At 44.8% G+C, this 18073-nt stretch carries 17 protein-coding genes; all 17 read right to left on the bottom strand.

Translation table 11 applies throughout. The features are described from left to right. Positions 1 to 113: 113 nt before the first annotated feature. Positions 114 to 971 (bottom strand): DegV family protein, encoded by an 858-nt coding sequence (locus A7K50_RS06760; RefSeq protein ID WP_119775132.1) that lies wholly within the window; start codon positions 969 to 971, stop codon positions 114 to 116. A 185-nt stretch (positions 972 to 1156) separates the two neighbouring features. Then, positions 1157 to 2692 (bottom strand): peptidoglycan DD-metalloendopeptidase family protein, encoded by a 1536-nt coding sequence (locus tag A7K50_RS06765; RefSeq protein ID WP_119775133.1) that lies wholly within the window; start codon positions 2690 to 2692, stop codon positions 1157 to 1159. A 125-nt stretch (positions 2693 to 2817) separates the two neighbouring features. Continuing rightward, entirely contained in the window at positions 2818 to 3903 is a 1086-nt protein-coding gene (locus A7K50_RS06770; protein ID WP_020492535.1) for a MinD/ParA family protein, read from the bottom strand. A 212-nt stretch (positions 3904 to 4115) separates the two neighbouring features. Then, a complete protein-coding gene (locus A7K50_RS06775; RefSeq protein WP_119775135.1) occupies positions 4116 to 4877 on the bottom strand; it encodes a DeoR/GlpR family DNA-binding transcription regulator in 762 nt (253 codons plus the stop codon). Positions 4878 to 4976: 99 nt separating this feature from the next. After that, positions 4977 to 6704, bottom strand: coding sequence for a pyruvate kinase (gene pyk / locus A7K50_RS06780; protein WP_119775136.1), 1728 nt, complete (start codon positions 6702 to 6704; stop codon positions 4977 to 4979). Between the two features lie 261 nt (positions 6705 to 6965). Beyond that, positions 6966 to 7976, bottom strand: coding sequence for a type I glyceraldehyde-3-phosphate dehydrogenase (gene gap, locus A7K50_RS06785; protein WP_119775138.1), 1011 nt, complete (start codon positions 7974 to 7976; stop codon positions 6966 to 6968). 151 nt (positions 7977 to 8127) lie between these two features. Continuing rightward, positions 8128 to 8661, bottom strand: a complete 534-nt coding sequence (locus A7K50_RS06790; RefSeq protein ID WP_119775140.1) for an HD domain-containing protein — start codon at positions 8659 to 8661, stop codon at positions 8128 to 8130. Beyond that, on the bottom strand, positions 8606 to 9277 hold the full coding sequence (locus A7K50_RS06795) for a hypothetical protein (protein WP_119775142.1): 672 nt from the start codon (positions 9275 to 9277) through the stop codon (positions 8606 to 8608). Before A7K50_RS06795 ends, A7K50_RS06790 begins: the two co-directional genes overlap by 56 nt. Positions 9278 to 9412: 135 nt before the next feature. After that, a complete protein-coding gene (gene larB, locus A7K50_RS06800) occupies positions 9413 to 10162 on the bottom strand; it encodes a nickel pincer cofactor biosynthesis protein LarB (RefSeq protein WP_119775144.1) in 750 nt (249 codons plus the stop codon). A 17-nt stretch (positions 10163 to 10179) separates the two neighbouring features. Further along, positions 10180 to 11181, bottom strand: a complete 1002-nt coding sequence (locus A7K50_RS06805) for a M28 family peptidase (protein ID WP_020492542.1) — start codon at positions 11179 to 11181, stop codon at positions 10180 to 10182. Positions 11182 to 11354: 173 nt separating this feature from the next. Continuing rightward, positions 11355 to 12410 (bottom strand): M42 family peptidase, encoded by a 1056-nt coding sequence (locus A7K50_RS06810; RefSeq protein WP_020492543.1) that lies wholly within the window; start codon positions 12408 to 12410, stop codon positions 11355 to 11357. A gap of 1 nt (position 12411) precedes the next feature. After that, positions 12412 to 13464 (bottom strand): M20/M25/M40 family metallo-hydrolase, encoded by a 1053-nt coding sequence (locus A7K50_RS06815; RefSeq protein ID WP_026156528.1) that lies wholly within the window; start codon positions 13462 to 13464, stop codon positions 12412 to 12414. 44 nt (positions 13465 to 13508) lie between these two features. Continuing rightward, positions 13509 to 15536 carry a penicillin-binding transpeptidase domain-containing protein gene (locus tag A7K50_RS06820; protein ID WP_020492545.1) on the bottom strand — a complete coding sequence of 676 codons (2028 nt, stop codon included), beginning with the start codon at positions 15534 to 15536 and terminating at the stop codon, positions 13509 to 13511. Next, complete coding sequence (locus A7K50_RS14025) at positions 15533 to 15700, bottom strand: hypothetical protein (RefSeq protein WP_020492546.1); 168 nt, start codon at positions 15698 to 15700, stop codon at positions 15533 to 15535. Before A7K50_RS14025 ends, A7K50_RS06820 begins: the two co-directional genes overlap by 4 nt. Positions 15701 to 15714: 14 nt before the next feature. Beyond that, entirely contained in the window at positions 15715 to 16314 is a 600-nt protein-coding gene (locus tag A7K50_RS06825) for a rhomboid family intramembrane serine protease (protein ID WP_020492547.1), read from the bottom strand. A gap of 163 nt (positions 16315 to 16477) precedes the next feature. Next, entirely contained in the window at positions 16478 to 16876 is a 399-nt protein-coding gene (locus A7K50_RS06830) for a LysM domain-containing protein (RefSeq protein WP_026156530.1), read from the bottom strand. A gap of 90 nt (positions 16877 to 16966) precedes the next feature. Then, on the bottom strand, positions 16967 to 17881 hold the full coding sequence (gene trxB, locus A7K50_RS06835; RefSeq protein WP_119775145.1) for a thioredoxin-disulfide reductase: 915 nt from the start codon (positions 17879 to 17881) through the stop codon (positions 16967 to 16969). Between the last annotated feature and the right edge of the window lie 192 nt (positions 17882 to 18073).

The following is an 18073-nucleotide window of genomic DNA, read 5'->3' on the forward strand; positions in this document are numbered from 1 at the left end:
ATAATATTTATGCAGATAAAAACTGTTGCTATGAAGACTTACTTAAAAACTTATGATCAGTCTGAAGGCCACAGTTCCGCTGTGTATTGTGGCCTTCAGACCTACCCGGTTTATTACATTTTCGAAACGGACTGGTAGTAAAGTGCCAGCGTTCCCGGTCCGACATGACTGCCTACAACACAACCAATATCACTAATAATCACGTCTTTGACAGGCAGTGCATTTTTAATTTCTTCAGCCAGGGCTTCGGCTTCTTCCATACACGCCGAATGAGAAATCCCGATTACTTGCTTTTCTGCTTCGACGATTTCATTTTTCATGATTTCGATGAGCTTGCGGATCGCAGCTTTTCTGGATCTGACTTTGTTGAATACATCAATTTTCCCTTCCACATTCATGTGCAAAATTGGTTTAACATCCAGAAGTCCGGCAACAAATCCGGCTGTTTTGCTTAATCTTCCGCCTTTGACAAGGTATTCCAGCGTATCAATGGTAAAAATGTACCGCATTTTATTTCTAATCTCCATGATTTGGGGTTCAATCTCCTGCCAGATATCGGTATGCAACAGTATTTCTGACGTAAGTATGGCCTGCAGCCCGAATCCCAAAGATGCACCAAGACTGTCGATGATATGTATTTTTTCCGGAGCGCTGCACATTTCCCGCACCATCACTGCCGTTTGACAAGTTGAACTTAAGCCGGAAGACAGGTGTATGGCAATGACTTCTTTACCTTCAGCTAATACTTTTTCGTAGGCATCTTTTAAGAGATTCAAATTAGGCTGCGAAGTCTTCGGGAGTTCTTTATAGTTTTTGAAGTCAGCATAGAATTTGTCCGGAAAAATATCGATTCCTTCTGCATAGGTAACCCCATCAATATTTACCGGCATTGGGACAACAACAATCCCAATTTTTTCAGCTAAATCTCTTGGGATATCTGAAGCGCTGTCTACTACGATCTGAAATGGCATGCTATCACTCCATCCAAAAAATGATACTATAAATAATCCTACCAATTACATCCTGTTTGTCAAGTTTTTTGGGAAACTTAGGTTACACTTAGATCTATCGGAAAGATGTACTGTACATCTTTCCGATAGACTTAGACAGTTTAAAAAAAAATAGCGCTTGTCCAAGCGCTATTCCATTCCTGTTTTTAGAGATAGTTCAAAGGATTTACAGTACTGCCGTTAATGATTACTTCAAAATGCAGGTGTGATCCTGTCGAATTACCGGTTGAGCCTACATTGCCAATATGTTGGCCCTTGGAAACAGTTTCTCCGACACCCACAAGTAGTTTGGAAGAATGACCATACCGTGTGGAAACACCATTACCATGGTCGATAACGATACAGTATCCATACCCGCCATCCCAGCGGGCTTCAACCACTGTACCGGAAGCAGCTGCATAATAGGGCTGGCCGGTAACTCCATCAATGTCGATTCCAGTATGGAAGCTTCCATGACGAGAACCATAATAGGAGGTAATGCCTCCACTGATGGGCCAGCTTAAACCGGAAATACTGCCGGATCCGCGGGATGTCCCCACATAGACAATTGAGCGGCCAGGTCCTTTGGCAACAATCTGATTTACAGGTTTACTGAGGACTTCTTCCTTAATAACCTGTTTTTCGATCATTTTACCATTTTCCTCAACATACGAATATGTAACGGCCTTTTCACCATCTTTACCCGCCTGCTTAATGATACTCTTGCCATAGCTGAGACTTCTGTCCGTCTTGGAAACCACATCAAACGGAACAACCTCACTGACTACTTTCGTACCTTCACTTCGTACTGTAAGGTAAGGCTTTGTTTGAACAAGCTTGATTTTCTGTCCTGGCTGAATGATTGAGTCTTCAGTAAATCCCGGGTTAGCAGCAATTACTTCATCCGTCAGCATATTGTTCTTACGGGCAATCAGCCATAAAGAATCATCTTCTTGAATGGTATAAATGGTTTCTGCTACATCGCCTTTAACCAAGATTTCCAAAGCAGCATCAATTGTCTTGACTTCACCCGGGTGAACCTTTGATGCAATTTTGGAGACCGGTTCAACAATTTTGACTGAAGAAACAGTATTATTTTTCGAAGGCTTCGTCTGATAATCCTCATACTTTTTCAACAAAGTATTGATGTCTTGTTCACTGGCTAAAACAACCACGACTTTGCCATTCACCTGTAACCCATAGCCATTGACATACGGCTTAATGGCACTTGCCAAAACATCTTTAGACACCGGCCCGGTATAATCTTCATTCTTTAATCTTAGACTTTTATATTCTATGGTATCGCTGGTCTGAGCAACGGTTCCAGCTGTACTCCCCTGCTGGGTAAGAACCTCTTGAACCAGTTGTTTAGCCTCAGATTTACTTGCTGCATAACCAATGTTTTTGCCGTTTACAACAATACCTACTGCCGGAGTTGTCGAGCTAAAATAAAAACAACTACTGAAAATCACTGCCAAAGCCAGCACGGTGATCCCGATCGTTTTTGGAGATTTCCAGGAAATATTTTTAATCTTTGCTGCTGTCTTCGAAAAAATTTCTTTATATTCGATTTTATTTGCTAAGTTTACGACGCCAAATTTTATTCTTTTCGCTTGCTTAGCCAAAGCCTCTGCAGTATTCGCTTTTTTTAATTTTTGTCTGACTTTGTCCAGATAATTTTTATTTATCTTTCTACTAATCATTCTCGCCCCCCTTGGCTTGTCATTCGTACTCTGCTATATGATACCATTAATTAAGCCTTAAGAAAATACAGAAATTTTCCAATTCGTTGACCTACGCATTCATTCCTTGAAAATTTCCTTATTTTCTAGGCAAAATTTCTTTTAATTTTATTGATAAAGGATAGGATTCCGGTGGACCGTTCATGGGTTACTCTTTTCCCAAGAAGGGTTTTGGCAATGCTGAGGACCTGACCTGCATATTCAGAATTAGGCTGAGATAAAAATAAGGGGTTTTGACTCTTTAAGGATTTTGTGACTTTTTTATCATCGTAAATCCAGCCAATCAGTTCCGGCTGCAGCTTGAGATACTTGGACGAAGCTTTCTTAAATGTTTCACAGCATTTTATCGCTTCGGCTTCATCTTCACAGCGATTAATCACCAGATAAGGACGGATATTCGAATTGCGGTACGCCAGCGCTTTGGTCAGTCCATATGTATCCATCATCGCGTGCGGTTCTGTGGTTGTAATCAGCACTAGGTCATCCGCCGCCTCCAAAAATTTAAGTACGACTTCCGAAATACCTGCTCCGGTGTCGATCAGAAAGATATCACATTCACCTTCCAAATCTGCAAATCCAGATATGATGCGGTTAAACTGAATAGGGCTTAGATTTGTTAAGGACGAAATGCCGCTTGAACCCGGCAGAAGCTTAATTCCTCCTGGGCCGGGAGTCAGAGTGTCCTTTAAGGTACACTCACCTTTCAGGACATGAGTAAGGTTCAGCGGATTGTTCAATTTCAGCAGTAATTCGACATTGGCCATCCCAATATCGGCATCAAGGATAATGACTTTTTTACCAAGTTGGCTTAAAGCCATACTCAAATTGATGGTGAGTGAAGTTTTGCCAACTCCGCCCTTACCACTGCCGATTGCAATAACTCTGGACTTTTTTTGCTGTCTCTGGATAGTTGGAATCGTAACGCACCAGCTCTGCTGAGCTGGCTGCCGGGAAATCACTTCGGATGCAAGGACGATTCTCGGATCGGGAACCAGCCAGCGTATCACGGTACCAATCGGGATTAGCAGCAGATAACCTTTATGCAATGTGATTGCCAATTCCAAGCGGTCAGGGAATACATTTTTTATTTCTGCGGTATAGATATCGTGATACAATTCGGAGTTTGTCGTAAAATTAAGTTTTTGACCTGCAAAGAATTGTGGCTGATTCATTAATTTCCTCCCGAATTCTGAACTTGCTATATATTTTTCTACAACGAAGGACAAGTTCCCTTCTGCGCTTATAAAAAAATGACTGTGATGGGCAATCATTTTTATATTACTGTTTTTAAAATTTTTCTGATAGGATATGTAATGAGTAAGATTAACCAGATCATACGGGAGGATCATCCATGAGTACATATGGCATAATATGAGAACAATACTCAAGGGGAAGTAATCATGACTTTTACACCATATTGTTCAATTTTTTTAATTTGCTCCGGGGAAGCTCCGGCATCGGTGATAAATTTATTTACTTTTTCCCATTTGGCAAACGTATGGTAGAGAATATGACCAAGTTTCGCGCTGTGAGCAACAAGAATAATTTCTCTGGCCGAAGTGATCATGGCCTGTTTAACTTCGGATTCAATCATGCTTGATGTTGAAAGGCCTTTTTCCGTGCTGATGCCGGTTGCCGATAGAAAAAGTTTGTCCGCGTAGAAACCATCCAGGTTCTCCCTGGTCATCGGACCCAGCAGCGAGTAGGTCGTGCTTTGCACTTCCCCGCCTGTTAAGACGGTCGTGATATCTTCACGCATACCGAGAATTTCGGCAACGGCAAGGGAATTCGTTACAACCGTGCATTTTATATCAAGGGCAAGCGCAATCGCAAGCGTCGTTGTTCCGGAATCCAGAATCACGGATTCTCCTTCATTAATCAGATCAGCGGCTGCACGGCCAATGTTAAGCTTTTCACTTTGGGCTTCGCCGAGCCGAGTAGCAAAAACGGTATTCTTAATTTGAGGGTTTTGAGGATAAATGGCTTTGCCGTGTTCCCGCTGAATCAAGCCCATCAAAGCGAGTTGTTTAAGATCACGGCGTATGGTCATTTCGGAAACGTTAAACTCAACAGCCAGTTCCGCTACCGTTAAATGTCCGTGTTTTTGGAGCAAATATCTGATTTTTTCCTGTCTGCCTGCTGTCAACTACCCACCTCCAGCTTTACATATGGATTTTATGCTATTGCCACGTTAACGTTAATTTAAGTTTAACAGATACTAGATCTGTCAGGTCAATTCTTTTCTTTACAGTATTGCAACAGAACCCTCATAGATAACACCAGACAAGGCGTCTACTGTAATTAAAACACCTTCCTGGATCTTCTGTACAGCATCATCCGCTCCGACGATTGCCGGAATCCCATACTCCAAAGCGACGATGGCAGTATGTGAGGTCAGTCCTCCGTGTTCAACCACAAGTGCACCGGCTTTCACTATAACCGGAAGCTGCTCTACATCTGTAAAAGGTGCTATAAAAATATCTCCTTGGCTGAATTTTTCCGGATCGCTAACTTTGCTTGCTTTCCCCGAATACGCTCTTCGTCCAATCCCGGTTCCTCTTGTCAGCACATTTCCGACGACCTGGACCTTGATTAGATTGGTCGTGCCAACTTTGCCGACCGGGACACCCGCAGTCAGCACAACAACATCGCCGGTTTGAATTAATTTCTGATCCAATGATCTTGTGACGGCAACCGATAGCAGTTGATCCGTTCCTGTACTTTCCGGGACAATGATGGTATGAACACCCCAGCTGAGGGCCAAGCTTCTCGCTACTTCGGAATAAGGCGTTGTCGCGATGATCAGTGACTTGGGCCGGTAACGGGAAATCATCCTGGCTGTTTTCCCGGACTGGGTCGGGGTAATGATCGCGGCCGCATTCAGATCCGTTGCTATCGTATAGCTGGCATGACCGATCGCTTCCACAATATTGCGACCTTTTTCCAACGGGGAACTGGTCTTAAAGAATATCCCTTCGGCCTTGCGCGCTATTTTATCCATCGTCTGCACTGCTTCGACCGGAAATTCGCCGGCTGCAGTCTCACCAGAGAGCATGATCGCATCTGTACCGTCTAAAATTGCATTCGCAACATCACTTGCTTCTGCTCTGGTCGGACGCGGCTGATGCGTCATCGATTCCAGCATCTGCGTCGCTACGATGACTGTTTTGCCCAAGGCATTGCATTTGCAAATAATCTCTTTTTGATAAATTGGAACTTCTTCCACCGGGATTTCCACACCAAGGTCTCCCCGGGCTACCATAATGCCATCGGCAACTTCCAAAATACTATCGATGTTACTGATACCTTCGTGACTTTCGATCTTAGCGATAATCTTTACTGCAGCATTCGCTTCCTCGACGATTTTCCGCACTTCCAGGATATCCGAAGCCTTGCGGGCAAAGGAAGCTGCGATAAAATCAATCCCGTTACGCAAACCGAACTGAATATCGTTGATATCTTTTGACGTGAGCGCAGGCAGACAAATACTGACACCAGGAACATTGACTCCTTTTTGGGATTTCAGCAGGCCCCCGTTCCTGACGACCGTCGTGATTTGTCCATTTGCAGCTGAGGTGACTTCCAGGTCAAGCAGCCCGTCACTCAGCAGAATATGATTTCCGGGCACAACCTGGGTCCAGAGATCCGGATAGCTCACAAAGACCCTTGCTGTAGAACCAAGGCTTTCATCCTGATCAAGAATAAATACGTTCCCTTTTTCCAGCTGAATCCCCTGCTCAGAAACCAAACCCGTACGAATTTCCGGACCTTTGGTATCCAGCAAGATTCCAAGATTAACACCGGCTTGCTCTGCAGCAGCCCTGAGGTTCGCAATGGTTTTCCCATGTTCCTCATGGCTGCCGTGAGAAAAATTCAGTCTGGCAACATTCATGCCGGACTGAATCAGCTGCCTGATCTTATCCGGATGCTCACTGGCGGGACCGATCGTACAAATGATCTTGGTTCTTCGCATATTTTTGCCCTCTCTCGCTGAATTTGGCTAGCACGATGTTTCCAAACTAACTACTTGAACTCCTTTACTTAAACTTCAAAGAAAACATTCAAAAACTCCAGACTAGGTCTCCGTAATGGATGGCCGGTGCCAAGCGGAGCATGGATGCGAAGCGCGGCTATTTGTGCCATGGAAGGCACAATAGCCGAAAGCGGCTATCCATTATGGAGACTAGCTCAAGATATGGCTACTTATCTAGCGAATCAATCAAGAATATAAATATTAGAAGCCGCGAGCAGCCATCATCTTGATCACATCGATAACCCTGTTGGAATAGCCGGATTCATTGTCATACCAGGCCAGGACTTTGACCATCTTATCCCCGATAACCATTGTAGACAGTCCGTCAACAATTGAACTGGCGTTATTACCGTTATAATCGCTCGAAACAAGGGGCAATTCGTTATAGGAAAGAATTCCTTTAAGTTCACCTTCTGCAGCTTGTTTAAGTTTGGCATTAACTTCTTCCTTCGTCGTTGTTTTGCTGACATTCACAACAAAATCGACCAAAGACACATTCGGTGTCGGGACTCTTACTGCTAGACCGTTCAGCTTTCCTTTGAGTTCTGGCAAAACAAGGGCCACGGCTTTGGCCGCTCCTGTAGTTGTCGGGATCATTGACTGGAATGCAGCTCTGGCTCTGCGCCAGTCGGAATGCTCAAAGTCTAAAATTCTCTGGTCATTGGTCACGGAGTGCGTTGTTGTCATCATTCCCTGCTCGATGCCAAATTCTTTCATAATCACTTTTGCAACAGGAGCCAGACAATTGGTGGTACAGGAAGCATTGGAAATAATATGATGTTTGGCAGGATCATATTGATCATCATTGACACCCATCACAATCGTGATATCTTCATCTTTACCGGGTGCAGAAATTACAACCTTTTTAGCCCCTGCTTTCAGGTGTTTACCAGCGCCTTCCCTGTCCACAAATCTTCCGGTTGATTCAATCACGACATCGACGCCAAGTTCTTTCCAGGGCAGCTCTTCCGGGTTCTTTTCAGCCAAAAGTTTGATGGTGCTTCCTTTGACCTTCATCACACCATCTTCGACGATAACATCGTAAGGCAGTGTACCGTGGGTAGAATCGTATTTCAGCAAATGCGCCAGCATATCTGCTTTGCCAAGATCATTCACTGCAACGACTTCCAAATCCCCTGAAGATTCAAGAAAAGCTCTCATACAAAGCCTTCCGATTCTACCAAAACCATTGATTGCTACTTTTACCGCCATAGTTCTCATCCTCCAAATGTTTATTTAAACATATATATTCCGTGTGAATGAACATATTCCTGCTTTAAAATGTTAATTCGCACATTTTTGTTTGGGTATTTGCATATGAATATAGCATCCCCAGAAAAAAATAAATCTTTCATTTTTCTCTCTAATTATGGTTGTTAATCATCAGCGTTTTTAAACGACCCTTACTTGTTATCGCTGATTTTGGAACAACAATTTCATACAGTGTACAGTATTTATCTGCGAAGGCGACGATAAACGATTCTATGTAGCGCGGCGTTTTCACAGTTAAGGGCCACATATGTTTGATAATAATGTCCTTTTCCACATCATTCAAAATAAAATACCTTCCGGCATTCTCCAGGGCAGCTGAAGGATGGGTAAATCCATGCAACCCCTTTTCCGGTTTCGTCGTATGCCAGTCATACAGAAAAAAGTCGTGCAGGAGTCCACCCCGCGCCGCAGACCGAAAGTCGAGCCCGAGTGTACGACAAAGAATAAAACTAGTGTAGGACACGGAAAAGCTGTGTTCTAGACAGGTACTTTGATTATGATGAATATACTTCTCCATGACATACAGTTTTTCATTAATAATCAATTCCTGAATACAGTCCCGGTATTCTTCAAAACCACTGGAACTTGTTTTTAAGTTCGATCTTAATTTTGTTAAGCCTTTCATTCAGAATGCTCCTTACATCGCGGTTAATAATACCCGCATTCAAAACCATCAAGCGTGGAAAAGCCAGGAAAAACCGTTTGTATTTCAATACATTTTCTCGATACTTGATTACCGGGATGTTGGCATAATTCAAAATGACTTCCCTGAGGTTCAGCGCATCAACGATAGATTTTGCCGTATCCGTAAAGAAGTAGATAACAAGTGCAATGACCAGACACGCCTTGACTTCTGCCGGTATCAAGAGTACCCATGCAGAAATGACCGGATGAACATACCGGAGCAGCACAAAAGCCAGCAAACCCCAGAGTACAGAATATTCGAGACAAATATACCCCTTTAAATTGGCAGTTTTGTTGCTGTAGTCCCACCATTTGCAGTGAAATATTTTTTCCAGAAGAAACCCTGTCAGATATTCCAATTCGGTAACGAGCAGGACAGCCATCAAAATACTGATCAGTACTGCGGATGGTGAGTTTTCAAAGACAAAATTCGCCCATTCAGAAGAAAGAAGAACTAAAACAGCGCTGAAACCATAAAGCGGGCAAAAGAATCCGGCTAAAAAGCCTCTATTGATAAATTTTCTATGGACGATCCAGGCAAATCCCGATTCCAGCATCCAGCCCAAAAAGAATAGATTGTAAAGAACAAGAGCATATTTATTTCACTGCTTCCCACGATCCCCCTCCTTTCCTCCTTTAAGGGCTAAGATTAATCACAATTATTTTAACAAATTTTCTAATATAAGGCCTTGTTATATTCCCGTGTGATTAATAAGCGAGGCCAGATAACCAGCCCCAAAGCCATTGTCAATATTGACAACGCCAATTCCTTCTGAGCAGCTGTTCAGCATGGTAAGCAAAGCGGCAAGTCCGCCGAAATTTGCGCCATAACCAACACTTGTTGGGAGCGCGATGACCGGACTGGCTGCCAGTCCACCTACAACACTTGGCAGCACACCGTCCATTCCGGCGGCAACAATCAGCACCTTTGCCTGCTGTAGCCGCTCCGACTGGGACAATAGTCGGTGAAGACCCGCTACACCTGTATCATACATTCGTTCGACCTTATTGCCCATGGCTTCCGCTGTTACAGCTGCCTCTTCGGCAACCGGCAGATCTGAAGTACCTGCACTTACAACTAAGATATTACCAACAGACCTTTGAACCCCTTTTCTAATCACAATCGTACGGGAGGTTTCATTGAACTCAGCCGATGGGATTTCCAGGCAGACGGCCTTATAAACTTCCCTGCTGGCTCTTGTCGCGAGTACATTCTGATCGGAAACCTCATGCAGTTTCTTGGCAATCTGAACAATCTGATCCGTCGTTTTACCCGGACAAAAGATTGCTTCCGGAAAACCTTTACGATACGCTCGATACGTATCCAAACGCGCATAGCCCATGTCACAACTGTACATCTGCTCTAGCTGCTGCAAACCTTCATCAATTGAAATCTGACTGTCCTGAACCTGATTCAGGATTTGTTTGATTTTATCTTTCATTTTATTCCTACTCTCTCTTATTCAAGTAAGGCAAGCAACAGCGATATGGCGGATCTAATATCGTTTTTGGACGCAATTTCCCCTGGCGTATGTAGATGCCGGACTGGAATAGCCAGTCCGCCGGTAGGAATTCCGCCTTTAGTCAGGTGGACCGGACCGGAATCGGTACCTCCGTTCGTAATGATTTCCCATTGATAGGGTATCTCATGCTGTTCGGCGATTTCAGCCATCCAGTTTTTAATTTGGGGAGATACGACGATCGATCTGTCCATCACTTTAATTGCAATACCTTTATTCAGAGAAGTCCGTGGAACCTCGTATTCCCTGGGCATATCAAAACTAAACGTAGTATCGATATTCAAAGCGAGATCGGGTTCCAGTGCGTAGGCAGCTGTTTTTGCTCCGCGTGCACCGACTTCTTCCTGGGCAGTAAACACAAAGTACAAGTCATCCCGGCTGCTGACTCTTTTCAGTACTTCCAAGGCAATAAAACAGCCTGCTCGGTTATCTAGCGCTTTGGAGATCACACAGTCTTTGGTCTCCTGATAAGTTCCGGAAAATACGGCCATATCGCCTTCCTGAACCATCGTTCTGGCCTCTTGCTCGCTGGTTACTCCAATATCAAGAAACAGCCGTTCCGGTGAATTTTCATATGACTTCTTTTTCTCTTCACGACTGACGACACCTACTGCGCCGTTTGCAAAAACAAAGCGTTGAGCGAGCAGAACATGGTCCCTTAAGCCGCCAATCGGTGCAAAGTACAGATAGCCCTGCTTATTGATATGGGTCACCATGATGCCGACTTCATCCATATGGCAGGCAATCATAATCTTCTTCCCGTGTCCTTTTTTTCTGACAATCAGATTACCCAGCGCATCCGTATAGCCGGTATCGGCATCATTTTTTGTTTGATCTAAGATCAGCGCAGCAACGTTGTGTTCTTGGCCTGAGGGACCAAAAGTTTGGGTAAGCTGCTGAAGCAAGGTGAAATCGTAAGAATCTAAATTCGTATCTGTCATAAAGAGCCTCCTACTTCTTATCAGGGATTCCGTTAGACGTATTTTAGACGTATTTTCTCGGGTAAGTCTGAGGTCCACAATACCGCTTTTCGGCTCTTGTGCCATCCTTGGCACAAAGAGCCGCGCTCCGCATCCGGCTTCGCTTTTCGCGGAACTGTGGACCTCAGACTATGTTAAGAAATATTAAGATTCAAGAAATAGTGAATGTCATTTAAAATGCATTGAAGAAGCTGCACGCAGTGCTGATAGTCATTCTTTGAAATAATGGAGCTCATCGTATGGATATTCCGGCACGGTACACTAAGTGTAATCGTGGGTATGCCAATGCCTGCCTGATGGATGTTTCCTGCATCATTGGCCGCGGCAGCCCCTTGTCTGAACTGGAGCGGAATACTATTTTTTTCAGCTGCAGTGATCACTTTTTTGACGAGTCCAGGTTGATAGATTGTCGCAGAATCTATCAACGAACAGGCCGGACCGTTTCCTAGCGTGACGATCCAGTTTTCCCGTTCGGATTCAGTAAAATCTGCAGCGCGTGTCGCCTCAACAACCAGGGCCAGATCAGCCTGAAGATAATTGCTTACCACTTTCGATCCGCGCAGGCCAACCTCCTCCTGTACTGTAAATACGGCTGTCAGATCACAGGGATAGTCCTGTTCTAAGAGCTCCATGATTATGGCACAGCCCACCCTGTCATCAAGGGCCTTGCCTTTGTACAGTCCTGAACCAATCTCTTCGAATATCGTAGGGAATGTGACGTAATCGCCCAGCTTCACAACGTTTTCTGCTTCTGCCTTCGAGGATGCCCCGATATCGATGTAGAGATCGTCAATATCCGGAATTTTTTTTCGTTCCTCTGTTTTCTGTAAATGAACAGCTTTTAAACCAATGACGCCCTTCAGACCGCTGTTGAAGATGACGGTCTTTGCAATCAAAATCCCCGGTTCAATGCCTCCGACGGTCTGAAACTTCAGATAGCCCTCGGCAGTGATTTCCGTCACCATCAGGCCGATTTCATCCATGTGGGCGCAGACCAGGATTTTTGGCATTTTTACATCGGAACCTTTTTCAATCCCTTTTTTCTCGATCAGTAGATTTCCGATTTGATCTATTCTGCAGGAATTTAACTTTCCCTGAAGTCTGTATTTAAGATGCTCCAGGATAAAATCTCTTACGATCTTTTCATCACCGGATACGCCGTTAAGTTCAGATAATTCTTTTAACAGCATGTTAAAGGTCCTCCAATTCTTCCGGCAACGACGCAATAAAATACGCCAGCAGCTTGCCACATTCAACAATATCCTTCAGCGAGGCCGTCTCGACGGATGTATGCATATACCGGAGGGGTATGGACACCAATCCGGTCGGTATGCCGTAACCGGCTAGCTGAATTACTCTGGCATCGGTGCCCGTCGCCCCGGGAACCGCCTGCTGCTGACAGGCAATCCTGTTCTGCTGTGCACTGTCAGATAGCCTGGCGTAGACCCAGGGATGAATATTCGGGCCGAGACTAATCACCGGTCCTTTCGCCAGTTCGACAGTAACCTGACTTTTGGTATCCAGTGTTTGGGCATGCGTCACATCAACAGCAACTGCCAGTGACGGAAGAAGTCTCTCCGAGCTGGTAAGCCCGCCTCTTAAACCCACTTCTTCCTGAACCGTAGCAACAGCTATCACATCATGCTGATGTTTCATACCCATCAGTTCGTTCAGACATACCGCCAGTACCGCGACTCCAGCTCTGTCGTCAAGCGCTTTACCTGATATTCTGTCGTTGAGCAGATGCAGTGGGTACCTTTTGATGCTAGCGATATCTCCCGGTTTAACCATTGATACCGCCGTTGCATAATTAAAACCGATATCGATTACCAGGTCTTCTATATCGAGGGTCTGTTGCTTTTTACTGTCCTTGTGGGAAGATCCAAGGCAAACCACACCGCAGAGGTCTTCCTTTCCGTGTACGAGGACTTCTTGGTAAAGCAAGGTCCTCTGGTCAATTCCGCCGAGCGTGGCAAAATGTAAAAATCCTCTTACATCAATATGGGTGATCATCAACCCAATCTCGTCGATATGCGCAGCGAGCATTACGGAATGCTTTCCGCCGTGTTCGCCTTTTTTAACCGCATAAAAATTGCCGATAAAATCTGAGAAAGTGTCCATATACCATGGCGCAAAAATATCCTGAAGTGTGGTCTTTAAGCCCTGTTCATATCCAGAAACACCTGTCATTTCTGTCAACGAACAGGTTAGTTCCCGTGCGAGCTCGAAGGAATTCCTTAACACGTACATCTTCCTTTCCTTAGTACCCAGTTATCCCTCAATCTAAGCTACTCATCTGTCCCAAACAGAACTTCGATCGTATCTCCCCGATTGACAATTTTGCCGGCTTCCGGTGACTGCTTATAGGCGAGGCCGCTACCGCTGAATTCATAGCGCAAATCCATTTTTCCGAGTAATTCGCCAGCTTGTCTGATGGTGAGTCCTTTTAGATCAGGTACAAGGACTTCGCCTTCCCCGGCCTGTCTGGCAGGGGTATTGTTCTTTTCTACTGCCGTATTACCGTTTTTAGCGGCTGCTTGCTCCGCCAGAGCGTCAGGGTCAACCTTGGTAAGATCACTCGGGGTCTCAGCAGAAACCGGCACACCATAATATTGCAAAGTGCCTTCAATTATATTTTTAACGCGCGGTCCACCGAGTGTTCCCCCCTGGATGACCGGAGCATGCGGCGTATCAATAACGACCAGTACAGCAATCTTTGGATCGTTAGCCGGCGCATAGCCTACAAAAGAGACGATATAATCCGTATCTGAATACATTCCGGTTTTAGGGTCAATTTTCTGGGCCGTTCCGGTTTTGCCTGCAACTTTAATACCGGGGATTTTGGCCCGGCTTCCGGTACCGCTGTCGACGACACTTACGAGAATATCGCTCACGGTCTTGCTGGTTGTCTCGGAAATAACCTGCCGGACAACCTTCGGCTGGGTTTTACTGATGATCTCTCCGTCTTTATTCTTGATATTTTCCACAATATACGGCTGCATCAGGTGGCCCCCGTTGGCCACCGCACAAATCGCCGTTAAAAGCTGAACTGGGGTGACAAGGTTAGCCTGACCGAACGACATCGTCGCCAGTTCAATGCTTTTGATCTTGCTCTTGTCAATTAAAAGGCCCCTTTCTTCACCGGAAATGTCAACATCTGTCAAACTGCCGAAGCCAAAAGACTTCAAGTATGTATAGAATAGGTCTTTGCCGAGCTTTTGACCGACTTGGGCCAGGACGACGTTGGAAGACAGTTTCATACCATCCACAAAGGTAATATTGCCATGCGCCTTTCTATCCGAATCCCAGTTTGTGATCCGGCGGCCGCCGACAACCAGATAACCTGGATCACTAAAGAGCTGGGTTGTATTAATAGTGTTTTCCTCAAGCGCCGCCGCTCCGGTAATAATTTTAAATGTAGATCCAGGTTCATAGATCATGCTGATGGCTAGATTCTTTCTTTGGTCCGGTTTGGTGGAGGCATAGTTATTCGGATCGTAAGACGGTCTGGAGCCCATACCAAGTATTTTGCCGGTCTTGGGGTCCATGGCCAGGATGACCGCTCTTTGTGGCTTGGTTTCTGCGACAATATCATCCAGTTCGTGTTCAATGAGATGCTGAATAGTGGAATCGAGGGTCAGGGTTAAATTGTCACCTGAGTGTACATTATTCTGAATCTCATTATTTTGATCTGTTTCTTCCGGATTCTCTAAATTTGCTTCCCCTTTAAGTTCGGCGTTGTAGGAATACTCCAGGCCCTCAACCCCCTCTCCGGCCATATTGACGATACCAAGTATCGCTGCTCCCATCTCCCCGGCCGGATAGGTTCTTTTATAATTATCCGTAAAGCCGATCCCTTTTATGTTAAGTTTTTTAAGTTTTTCCACAGTACTGATATCTACCTGCCGTTTCAGGCTGACCCATGCCAAGTCTTTTCGCAGCAGGGTAAGAATATCATTTTTATCTTCCCCCAAAATGGCCGCAATATTTTGAGCGATTTTCTCTTTTTTTTGTAATATTTGCTCGCTTGTCAGCGTTTTATCCTTAGCGATGGATTCATCCAGCATTCGCGGATCGGCATAGACATCCTTCACCGGCACACTTTTCGCCAGCACATTGCCCTGTGCATCCGTAATGGTTCCCCGCTCATAAAGCATGGTCTGGCTTGTCGCCTGGAAAGCTGCACCTCTGGCCTTTAACGCTGCGGAATTGATAACCTGAAGGTAAAACAGTCTGCCTAATATTAAGACGCTCAACCCGATGAGCAGGCCATAGACAAGCCACTCTCGGTAAAAATACTGCTTCGTTTTTTTCACGCTGCTGTTCCTTTCCTGTCATGATACTCTGCTTCTATTTTACCATATGTTTTCAAGATGATAAGATCCAAAACATCAAAAGCCCACATAATCTTAACTATCGATGGCAATTGAATAAAAACCACCTTGCTAAGATCTGTGAGCTTGATTTTATTCTCTCCCAATTAAACGAAAGCATTCAATGTAAATTTTGTCTTTGGCGCTGCAAAAAAAGCAGAAGCGCACTACTGACAGCGCCGCCGAAAAGTCCACCTAAATGAGCAAAATTATCAATGCCTGAAAAAACAACACCAAAGACTAAGTTAATGCCGAGAACGATTGCAAGATTGGTAATCAGACCCGTCCTCCAAAACGCTGGCTTTCTGCAGCCATAAATAATGATTGCCCCTAGCAGACCGAATATCGCTCCAGAGGCACCTGCCGACAATTCGGGCCCCCAGAGATAACTGATGAGTGACCCGGCCAGACCGCTGAACAGGTAAATCAGCAAAAAGCGGCCATGGCCAAACAATCTCTCGGCTAATTTTCCCAGAGCAATCAGTGCGTACACGTTAAACAATAGGTGGGTAAAACCGATATGTATGAACATACTGGTCAAGAGACGCCAGTATTGCCCTGCATCAATCAATGTATTCATTTTGGCCCCAAAAAAAATCAGGACGTATGGGTTTTGCGTCCCCCCGGCTAGCTCCATGACAAGAAAAACAACTGCATTGATCAAGACAAGCAAATAGGTTACATAAAAAACTTTCAATTCTTCCTTATATGTAGTATTCATTTCATCCACCAATTCATAAAAAATAAATCAGAATGTACTTAGCGTCTTTCTGATAAACTGAGAGAGACAGCAGCCGGAATGTGTGCACCTCAAGAACCATGACTGTGTATCCGGCTGCCGGTTTTGTCCTCCGCACCTGACGTTGGAAGTATTGATTCACTTACTATCTGGGAGGAATAAATAGTCTTTCACCGGGATAGATAAGATCGGGATTGCCTAGATGGTTATACCCAGCAAGTTCACGCCAATCCAGTCCATACCTCTGCGCAATTTTGTAAACGGTGTCCCCTTTTTGAACGACATAAACTTCCGGCAGCGGCTTATGAACCTCCATGTGCTCATAATAAGGTGTACAACCGCATGGATCGCAGGTATACCCTGCCTGCGTCTGCTCCGCATACATGCCTTCAGGACCCATCTGTTCATACTGAGACATCATTTCCGGCTGATTCATCATGCCCATCATATCTGGCTGGTTCATCATACCGGTCATATCAGGCTGATTCATCATATTTACAGCCGGCGGCTGATTCATATAGCCGGATTTTCTTCCGAAGTACATCTCCATACCTCCTTTTTGTTATAGGATATGGAGAAACACTGCTAAAGTGTCTGTACATGGTAATAATTGTCTGATTATTTTTCCGTGGTACTAATCCATTTCCGCCAGATACTTTTCAACCTGAACGGCCGCAAGCGCTCCGTCCCCGACTGCGGTTGCAACTTGCCTCAAAGGGGTATTGCGGATATCTCCAGCCGCATAGACCCCTTGCTTATTTGTTTTCAGCAAAGCATCTGTGATAATATACCCATATTGATCGACTTCGAAGTATTCTGATGTAAACTTGGTATTTGGTTCAGTGCCGATGTAAATGAATACACCGTCAACCTCAATTTCTTCCACAGCGTCTGAACCGACATCTTTAAGAATGATTTTCTGTACTTTATCATTCCCAGCGATCTCCTGAACAACACTGTCCAGGACAAACTTAACTTTCGGGTTTTCTTCCGCCCTCTGGACTGCGATCTGCGAAGCTCTGAATTCTTTCCGGCGATGAACGATATAGACTTCCGAAGCAAACTTTGTCAGGTAGGCGCCTTCCTCAAGCGCGGCATTTCCACCACCGATGACGGCGACTTTCTTTCCCTTATAGAACGCCCCGTCGCAAGTGGCGCAATACGATACGCCGCGTCCGTGAAAACTGTCTTCTCCTGCTACACCTAAAGAACGCGGCTTGGATCCGGCAGCAATGATCACCGCTTTTGCTTCCAGGGTCCGCTGTCCGGTCACAACCGTTTTCACTTCTTTCTGAAGATCCAAATGCAAAACCGGTTCGAAAATGAATTCAGCGCCCTGATTCAAGGCCTGTTTATAAAATGCATTCATCAAATCGAAGCCGGTAATCCCTTCTGGAAATCCCGGATAATTTTCAATTTTTTCTGTCGCCGCTGCCTGCCCGCCCGGCATCATAGATTCGACAACGACTGTTTTTAATCCGCCCCTTGCCGCATAAATGGCCGCCGTAAGCCCTGCAGGGCCTCCTCCGACAATAATCAGATCATACATTACTACACCAATCCTTTGTTTTATTCTCAGGCTCATTTCTACTTTATAAAAAGTATAGCTCAGAAATTTATTTTCAGGAAGCCAATAAGATGAATTTTATGATAAACTATGAATATATTGCCAACAATAAAAAATAAATACCCAGAAGTTTACATATATTTCAGTGATTTGAACAATTTAATTCATGGAGGG

It is taken from the genome of Dehalobacter sp. MCB1 (assembly GCF_003590275.1).
Classification (GTDB): domain Bacteria; phylum Bacillota; class Desulfitobacteriia; order Desulfitobacteriales; family Syntrophobotulaceae; genus Dehalobacter.